The 8,912-nt window shown below is 51.1% G+C and carries 8 protein-coding genes (1 of these 8 only partly in view); 1 reads left to right on the top strand and 7 read right to left on the bottom strand.

Annotated features, from left to right (window positions below):
- From JOE45_RS18095 to JOE45_RS18065, 7 genes are all read right to left on the bottom strand, one after another.
- A protein-coding gene (locus JOE45_RS18095; protein WP_210022988.1) for a putative ABC transporter permease subunit crosses the window boundary here: on the bottom strand, positions 1-1,352 show its 5' portion. It extends 322 nt beyond the left edge of the window; only the first 1,352 of its 1,674 coding nucleotides appear in the window; its start codon is at positions 1,350-1,352; the stop codon falls past the left edge of the window.
- Positions 1,345-2,070, bottom strand: a complete 726-nt coding sequence (locus JOE45_RS18090; protein ID WP_210022989.1) for an ABC transporter ATP-binding protein — start codon at positions 2,068-2,070, stop codon at positions 1,345-1,347. The genes JOE45_RS18095 and JOE45_RS18090 overlap by 8 nt, the downstream gene beginning before the upstream one ends.
- Positions 2,071-2,100: 30 nt before the next feature.
- Entirely contained in the window at positions 2,101-2,268 is a 168-nt protein-coding gene (locus JOE45_RS18085) for a hypothetical protein (protein WP_210022990.1), read from the bottom strand.
- A 142-nt stretch (positions 2,269-2,410) separates the two neighbouring features.
- Positions 2,411-3,178 (bottom strand): enoyl-ACP reductase FabI, encoded by a 768-nt coding sequence (gene fabI / locus JOE45_RS18080; RefSeq protein ID WP_210022991.1) that lies wholly within the window; start codon positions 3,176-3,178, stop codon positions 2,411-2,413.
- A gap of 115 nt (positions 3,179-3,293) precedes the next feature.
- The gene (uvsE, locus tag JOE45_RS18075) at positions 3,294-4,295 is read right to left on the bottom strand and encodes a UV DNA damage repair endonuclease UvsE (protein WP_210022992.1); all 1,002 of its coding nucleotides are present in this window, start codon (positions 4,293-4,295) and stop codon (positions 3,294-3,296) included.
- Between the two features lie 113 nt (positions 4,296-4,408).
- On the bottom strand, positions 4,409-4,726 hold the full coding sequence (locus tag JOE45_RS18070; protein WP_210022993.1) for a hypothetical protein: 318 nt from the start codon (positions 4,724-4,726) through the stop codon (positions 4,409-4,411).
- Positions 4,727-4,934: 208 nt separating this feature from the next.
- Positions 4,935-5,957 carry an amidase domain-containing protein gene (locus JOE45_RS18065; RefSeq protein WP_210022994.1) on the bottom strand — a complete coding sequence of 341 codons (1,023 nt, stop codon included), beginning with the start codon at positions 5,955-5,957 and terminating at the stop codon, positions 4,935-4,937.
- 226 nt (positions 5,958-6,183) lie between these two features.
- Here JOE45_RS18065 and acnA point away from each other — a divergent pair, with 226 nt between their 5' ends.
- The gene (gene acnA / locus JOE45_RS18060) at positions 6,184-8,892 is read left to right on the top strand and encodes an aconitate hydratase AcnA (protein ID WP_210022995.1); all 2,709 of its coding nucleotides are present in this window, start codon (positions 6,184-6,186) and stop codon (positions 8,890-8,892) included.
- The last annotated feature ends 20 nt before the right edge of the window (positions 8,893-8,912 follow it).

Below are 8,912 nucleotides of genomic sequence, written 5' to 3'. Positions count from 1 at the left end.
GGCGGAAGATGAAGCAGCACGTAAGCGAACATAATAATCAGCAGCATGCTCGAAAGCGTCAGCAACCATCCGGCAAGCAATTTGGCTCTAATCATTTTATCGTAGGCAACTGGCAAATATTTATTCACGAAGAACCCGGCTCCTTCCCTCGAAATGGAGGTAGAGGCAGTGTAGTTCGCTCCTGAGATAAAGAGGAACACGCTAGCGCCGCCTCCCAGTACTAGAGCCGCCATGCCATCTTGCTTAAACAAGCTTTCCGCAGCACGCAGTGATTCCATGAAATTCGGCTGTGTCAGAACCGGTATAAGAAGCAGCACCGGCCACATAAAAGACATCAGCACACAGTTCAGAAAGTAGGGCGGAGTTCGAAACAGGATACGAAGCTCTTTGAGCAAGTACGCTTTGAGTACCGGCTGCTGCGCCGTCAGCTTATCGAACCGGGCTCCGCTGATTTGTTTGCGGCGCGCCGATGATTCCGAAATGCCGATCACGCCTTTAAAATATAACCCTTGTCCAAGAAATGCAAATCCAATAAAAAACAGCGCAGACAGGCTCAAAAAGAGCACCAGATTCATCAAACCTGCAAAAGTCGTCTCCCGTAAGAGCGCATCGGCCGCGAGTTTGACGCTTGGGAATGCCCGGGTTGCTAATTCGACGAAGGAATTATGGCCGCCCTGAAACATATCTTGAAGCTTGCTGGGATCCAAGGAATTGTTCATCGTACGCTGGAATAAGATGTTGCCCCCCACGGAAAGCAGAACGGCGGTGATTCCGGCAAACATTCGGAAACGATCCTTACTGCGCGAGATGCTGGAGAAGCTCATCATGACCATAGCTACTATGGAAGCCAGGACAAGCGGTATAATCGGCAGCACTAGGAAAATGATCCCCGAATAGATATAGTAAGCTATTCCGCTATCGTTCTTTATACCAAAGATCAGAAGTACCGGCAAAAGCAGGACCAACTGCGTCAAATACTCGTAAAGCAGTGTCACGATAAATTTTGCGGTCAAGATTTGCACAGGCTTCAACGGTAGCGGCAGCAGATACTCGACATCCTGAGAGAAGTAAAACACGTTAATGATGTAAAAAATGCCGAACATAAAGATGACTGCGCTGGTGGTGGCTAGACCCAGGCCTGGAATGACCCCCTCCTGACCCATGGACTTAAGACTGTCATATACGGAGGATACCATTGAAGCGAAGGCATACATCAACGGCATGAGAGCAATCAACAGAAGCACCGGCAAAATAATGTGCAAGGGAAGCCTGCGTTTTTTCTTGCCGAACCTTTTAAACTGTCCTCCGCCGTTCTTGAGTAGGATGCGTGTCAGCATAAGCGTCTTATTCATGATTGGTCAGCTCCAAAAATAAGCTTTCCAAGGACATGTCGGACTGGAAACGTTCCTGCATTTCCTTGAACGTACCGCAGAACAAAACGACGCCCTTGTTAATAATCGCTACCCGGTCACACAGCTTTTCAGCCACTTCAAGCACATGAGTCGAGAAGAACACCGTTTTGCCGCTGTCTGCATGCTCTCTCATCATTTCCTTCAATATATAAGATGATTTGGGGTCAAGGCCTGTCAGCGGCTCGTCGAGTATCCAAACGGACGGATCGTGTACAAGCACACCCATAATGACGATCTTTTGCCGCATGCCGTGAGAGTAGCTTTGGATCGGATCAGACAGCGCATGCGATAGATCGAACCGACGGGCAAGCGCCTCTATGCGTTCCTTTCTAAGGTCTTTGGGAACATCGTACATGTCGGCCATAAAATTTAAATATTCCAGCCCCTTAAGCCGCAGAAACAGATCGGGACTGTCCGGAACATAACCGAACTGCTTTTTCGCTTCGAGCGGCGCTTTGGAAATGTCCGTCCCGTTAATCCGAATGAAGCCTTTGGTCGGCTGGATGATGCCGGTCATCATTTTGATCGTTGTCGTTTTGCCTGCCCCATTCGGCCCGAGGAATCCGAAAATTTCACCGCCTTGGACGGTCAGCACGAGATTATCCACGGCTTTTACCTTATCGTTATAGCTTTTGGTGACATACATCAGCTCGATCACAAGAACACCCCTTTATAATGATCAATCATCTTACCAGGTATAACCGTTATATATAGGAGCAAACGGTTCTTCCGGCGGTCTACTGGTCTCGATCCGTACCCCCAGCATCATAAGCTGGGCGGCCGCATACGCCAATCCCGCTCCGACCGCAAGCAAGCATGAACGCGTTTTTTTAAGTTGGACTTGCCATTTTTCCAAACCTCACCCCTCCGCCGATCAATAAACATATGGTATTTGTAATATCAATCTGCCACATTTTTCTCCAAAACACCATATGCCATAGAGCACAAAAAAACCACCTGTCAATAAAGCGACAGATGGTTCATTTCGAAAGATTCGTTTACACACCGACGATGTGATAGCCGCTATCTACATAAATAACTTCACCAGTGATGCCCCGCGACAAGTGGCTCATTAGGAACATGGCCGTATCGCCAACCTCGGCGGTTTCCGTCGTCCTGCGCAGCGGCGCTTTCTCCTCAACTGTTTTCAGGATGGAGTTGAAATCCTTGATGCCTTTCGCGGCAAGCGTCCGGATCGGTCCGGCGGAGATGGCGTTCACCCGAATGTTGTATTGGCCCAAATCGTTCGCCAGGTAGCGTACGCTGGCTTCCAAAGCAGCCTTAGCGATCCCCATGACATTGTAATTCTTCATGGCGCGCTCTGCCCCAAGGTAGGTCATCGTCATGATGCTTCCGCCCTCAGTCATAAGCGGATACAGTCTTTGAGCCACCGCAACCAATGAATACGCGCTGATGTCATGCGCAAGTACGAACCCATCTCTGCTCGTGTTAACAAACAAGCCCTCAAGCTCTTCCGTGCGTGCAAACGCGATGCTGTGCACAATACCGTGCAGCACGCCAAACTGCTCCTTCAAGGAAACGGCCAACTTCTCGATATCTTCGTCAACGGTCACGTTGCAGGGTAAAATCACCGAATTCGGGATCGTATCCGCAAGCTTACGTACGCGCTCCTCCACCCGTTCATTCTCGTACGTAAACACCAATTTGGCACCTTGGCTTGCCAACGACTGCGCAATCGCCCATGCGATACTCCGGTCATTAGCCACACCCATGACCACTATATTTTTACCCACCAGCAAACTCATCCGTACGTTCCCCTCTCCATTATCAAATAGGGCTTGGACACACTTTCTTCCCTACTCAAGGTATATCATTTTACCGAATATTTCAAGAGCGCTTTTCGCCCCTAAACGGGTCACATTACAGTTCAAAAGAGGCTTGCGACAGTACGGTTACGCCTGATTCCCGCCGCACGGATTTCATAAGCTCGAACAGCGCATCATCTTTCCTCTTAGCCTCCAACATAACATCCAACCGGGGAGTGATCGGGGCAACGGCTCGCAGAAAAGACATCAAGAGACTCGGCTCAATGTAATCCGCATGGCCGCGGGGATCCTTATCGCTTTTGGGGCTGGAGACGTGAATTTTGGGCGGGAGCTCCCTTGGTGCGGCAGACGGTTTGGTGAAACCGGCCTGTTCTTTATACCCAGCCCAAGTCGATTGAATCCGAGACCAATGCGCTTCGGCAGGTTCCCCGCTGGGGTTGACCTGGTCATGGTGAATATCAAGCACCATGGGAACGCCGACCTCCTCGCAAACCTCAAGCGTCTCTAAGGCATTGAATGTCTTATCGTCATTTTCGAGCGTCATCCGTTCTTTTATACGTTGGGATAGGGCGGTGAAGTTGTTCACAAAACGCTGTCTTGCCGATTCCTTGTTCCCGTAAGTGCCTCCGATATGAATATTGCATTTGGCTGACGAATCAAGCCCCATCGCTTCCAGCATCCGCACATGCCGCTCCAGGTCGGCCTGCGAGCTGCGAAGAACCTCCTCTCTGGGGGTGCTCAACACGGTAAAATGATCCGGATGAAAGCTAAGCCGCATCCGGTGCTCTTTGGCATACCCTCCGAGCTCGGCGAAAGCTTCCGTCAGCTCCTGAATCGGGTACCAACCGCCGAGCTGCTCATGGCCGACCAGAGGAATGAGTCTGGAGGAACAGCGGTACAATTCGATATCGTGCGCCCGGTTGTGCCTGAGCAACCTCAGTGTATTATGAATATTCTCGGCAGCGATCCGTTCAAGCTTGCGTACGGCCGCTTCCCGGTTATCGAGCTTGGAGAAGCTGGTAAAGGTCATCGTTTTGGAGGGTGAGGCGTTCTTCACCCGCATAGACATGGCGACGTAACCGAGACGGACAATCATGGCACAATCACACTCCTCCCTGAATAATGGCTTCCTTTATCTTTCCCAATCCCTTAGACACACATGAAAAAACCGCCCAATCCAGCTCGGCGGTTTCCTTTATTTTATATAGCCTACACTCTCGCTCCAAAAAACATCTCATCGGCCAAAGCGGATTGAATGCGCGCTTCCTCCTCCGTGAGCTTGCGGACCAGCTCCATTTCGACCTGCGTCACTTCATCGCCTTGAAAATTGATTTCCGCAATGGACGCGATGATCTTTACGATGGCAATGGCTTGATTGTCTGGAGTATAAGCAATGACTTTCTGTCCGGCCGGAAAGACACGAAATCCCTTCTTAACCATTTTACCTTTGCCGTATTCCAGCAGCTCGAAGAGCTCCTGCTCGGACTTAAATTTGCAAACAGAATTAAACTCAGTTTGAAAACCCATGGATTCTCTCCTCTCAGCTTGTTTATTAGCTTTAGCATAATGGAAGCAGCAAGTAAAAAGCAAGCCTCGACAAGAGCATATTCCACGCAACAGACATGCTCTCACCGTATTCGAGCACTGCTTCGAATCTCATCTTGAAGAACACATCCGCACCTGCGCATGGACATAGCAAAAATAGCGAATCCTACACTAGGGCTTATCAATGAATTTATATGGAATCAGAAATATGTAAGAACCGGTATCGTGTGCGGCTGGACCACGCCGGGGAATCCGTATAGCTCCAATAACGGTGCTTGCTACTTACGGTATTGGCATTCACCAACGGCATTCCGTTCGAATCCTTAGCGGTGACCACTGAAGTGTGCTGAAATCGGTCGTCGCCGTCCCAGTCATAGCTGATCACATCGCCCAAATCAAGCTCCGCCGCGCTGGTAACCTCCTGAGCGCGAAGACCGGAACGGCTGGTCAGCAAATAAAACTGCAGACTTTCGGCAACCGCCCAGCTGAAGCTCCACAGCTCCTGACCGCCTACCCGACCTTTATACCACCAGCCTGAATCTCTCTGGCCCGTCTGCTTCATCGGAGCGCCGCCGGCATGTAGACATTGGGACACATAGTTGCTGCAATTCACCTCGAATGTCAGGTAGGCGGGGTTACCTTTATCCCACCAAAGGTCCGCGTAGCGGGCGGCCTCCATGCGATTGTACAACGCCCGTTCAGTCAAATGCTGAAGCTCCGGTACCAGCTGGCGGTTCAGGAAAGGCACGGATGGCGCACGCATCAATCCGACCGCCGCGAAATCGTCCTCCGCCTCCATGAAACCGCCGGCGACAGCCGGCTTTAACCGAAGCGCTTCTTCCGTTTGGAGCGCCTCAATCTTCGTAATAATCCAACCGTCTGCTCCGGGAACAAGCGTAACGCGCTCTTGCTCCACCCGCTGCTCCTCATGAGAAAACTGGCGGATTTGGCCTACGGAGGTTCTTCGAAGCTGCACATCGGCGGAGACGCCATCTCCACACTCTACTGCGCGTAAGATCGTAAGGCGTGTCTCGCTTTTGACCGGCATGAATTGTCTATCTTTGTCCGTCGCTGCTCTTCTGGAGAGTCGGGCGGATTGTGCATGGAGGTAAGCTTCGTCCTCTACGATCGGCAGCATAGGATCTACGGAATAATCAATGTCCATTTGATTGCGATGATGTACATAGTCGTATAGGATGGTTTTCCAAGACATGGCACCTTGCCCCTTTCATTAAAAGCCTGTCGGGAGATATCCGGCTTCTGAACATTCATTCCAAATCGTATGCAAAATAGAGTATAAAAATGATTTAAATCAACCTTTACGAAAAGGGGCCGCAGCATGTATACTGTAAATAGAGCTAATTTTGAAATCTAGTTTTACTAGGTGAAACAAGATGCAGAAAGCTGAATGACATGATTTAAAGGAGGAATTAGCGACTATGTCTAACAAAGACCAATTTTCAGTCCGCAAGCAGCTGAGCGTAGGAAGTAACTCCTACAGCTACTACAGCCTACCAACGTTCGAAGAGCAGGGGAACGGAACGATTTCCAATCTTCCTATTTCCATTAAGGTTCTTCTTGAAGCAGCCGTTCGTCAATTTGACGGCAAGGCCATTACAAACGAGCACGTGAAGCAAATTGCTAATTGGGCTTCCGAACGCGACGCCAACAAAGAGATTCCATTCATCCCTGCACGGATCGTATTGCAGGACTTCACCGGCGTACCGGTTGTCGTAGACCTTGCAGCCATGAGAGACACCATGAAACGTGCCGGCGGAGATCCGAAGCGTATCAACCCGCTTGTACCGGTTGACCTTGTTATCGACCACTCCGTAATGGTCGACGCTTTCGGCTCTAAAGACGCGCTTGAATATAACGAGAAAAAAGAGTTTGAACGTAACGAGGAGCGTTACCGTTTCCTTCGTTGGGCGCAAACCGCATTTGATAATTTCCGTGCCATTCCACCGGATACAGGAATCGTTCACCAAGTAAACCTGGAGTATCTCGCATCGGTAGCCGCTACGAAAACCATTGACGGCGAAACGTTCGTATACCCGGACTCCCTCGTAGGTACAGACTCCCACACGACGATGATCAACGGTTTGGGTATCGTGGGCTGGGGCGTCGGCGGTATCGAGGCGGAAGCAGGCATGCTTGGCCAACCGCTCTACTTTGTTACACCTGAAGTTATCGGATTCAAGCTGACAGGCACATTGTCGGAAGGCGCTACAGCGACAGACCTCGCATTGACCGTTACGCAAATGCTTCGTAAGAAAGGCGTTGTCGGTAAATTCGTCGAGTTCTACGGTCCTGGTTTGAGCAACATCAGCTTAGCAGACCGTGCTACGGTAGCCAACATGGCACCGGAATACGGCGCAACGATCGGCTTCTTCCCGGTTGACGCGGAGTCCTTGAACTACATGAGAGGCACAGGCCGCTCCGAAGAGCAAATCGCGCTCGTTGAAGCTTACTATAAAGCACAAGGCATGTTCCGCACTGATGAGACGCCGGATCCAGTATTCAGCGACTCTATCGAGCTTGACCTTGGTTCCGTCGTTCCGAGCTTGGCTGGTCCTAAGCGTCCGCAGGACCGTGTAGAGCTGACGAACATGAAGGAATCGTTCAACAGCATCATTCGCACGCCAATCGAAAAAGGCGGCTACGGCCTCTCCGACGAGAAAATCACCGAAGTGGTAGATGTGAAGCATGCCAACGGAGAAACAAGCAAAATGGGTACCGGCGCCGTCGTTATTGCAGCGATTACGTCCTGTACCAATACGTCCAACCCAAGCGTTATGCTGGGCGCGGGACTCGTTGCGAAGAAAGCTGTTGCACGCGGTCTGCGCAAACCAGGCTATGTGAAGAGCTCCTTGACGCCAGGTTCCTTGGTCGTAACGGAATACCTGAAAAAAGCAGGTCTTCTCGAATCGCTCGAATCGCTCGGCTTCCACGTGGCAGGCTACGGCTGCGCTACTTGTATCGGTAACTCCGGTCCGCTTCCAGACGAAGTAAGCGCAGCGATCACTGACAACGATATGACCGTTGCTGCCGTGCTTTCCGGTAACCGGAACTTCGAAGGTCGCGTTCATGCGCAAGTCAAAGCAAACTACTTGGCTTCTCCGCCGCTTGTCGTAGCTTACGCTTTGGCTGGTACGGTGAATATTGACCTGGCAAACGATCCGATCGGTTACGATCAAAAGAACGAGCCGGTATATTTGAAAGACATCTGGCCAACGGCTCAAGAGATTCAGGAAGCGATCCAATCCGGAATGAGCCCTGATTTGTACCGTGAAAAATATGCCGATGTGTTCCGTTCCAACGCTCGCTTCAACGCGATCGAAGTTCCGGAAGGCGATCTGTACGAGTGGGATGCAAGCTCCACGTACATTGCCAATCCGCCGTTCTTCACAAGCGTTGGCGATAAGCTCTCCGACATCGCGGATATTCGCGGCGCCAAAACACTGGCATTGATGGGCGATTCCGTAACAACGGACCATATCTCGCCTGCAGGTAACATCAAAGCCGACAGCCCGGCAGGTAAATACCTGATCGAGCATGGCGTGAAGAAAGAAGACTTTAACTCGTACGGTTCCCGCCGTGGTAACCATGAAGTCATGATGCGCGGTACGTTCGCCAACATCCGCATCCGCAACCAAGTGGCACCGGGCACAGAGGGCGGCGTAACCACTTACCTGCCAACTGGCGAAGTCATGTCCATCTATGATGCTTCCATGAAGTATCAAGAGCAAGGCACGAACCTTGTTGTTATCGCCGGCAAAGAATACGGTACGGGAAGCTCCCGTGACTGGGCGGCCAAAGGCACATTCCTGCTCGGCGTGAAAGCCGTTATCGCTGAAAGCTTCGAGCGGATCCACCGTTCCAACCTGGTTGGGATGGGCGTTCTGCCGCTGCAATTCGTCGATGGTCAAGGCTGGAGCACACTCGGCCTTACCGGTACGGAAACGTTCGATATTGTCGGCCTGAGCAACGATGTACAACCGGGTCAAAAAATAACCGTAAATGTAGCCCGCGAAGACGGCTCCACTTTCAGCTTTGAAGCGATCGCTCGTCTGGACAGCTACGTTGATGTGGACTACTACCGTAACGGCGGTATTCTGCAGGCAGTACTGCGTCAAATCATGGCTTAATTACGAGATCACTGAACGTA

It is taken from the genome of Paenibacillus sp. PvR098 (assembly GCF_017833255.1).
GTDB lineage: Bacteria > Bacillota > Bacilli > Paenibacillales > NBRC-103111 > Paenibacillus_G.
The sequence above is the reverse complement of the archived record's forward strand: the minus strand, read 5'-3'. Positions and strand labels throughout refer to the sequence as shown.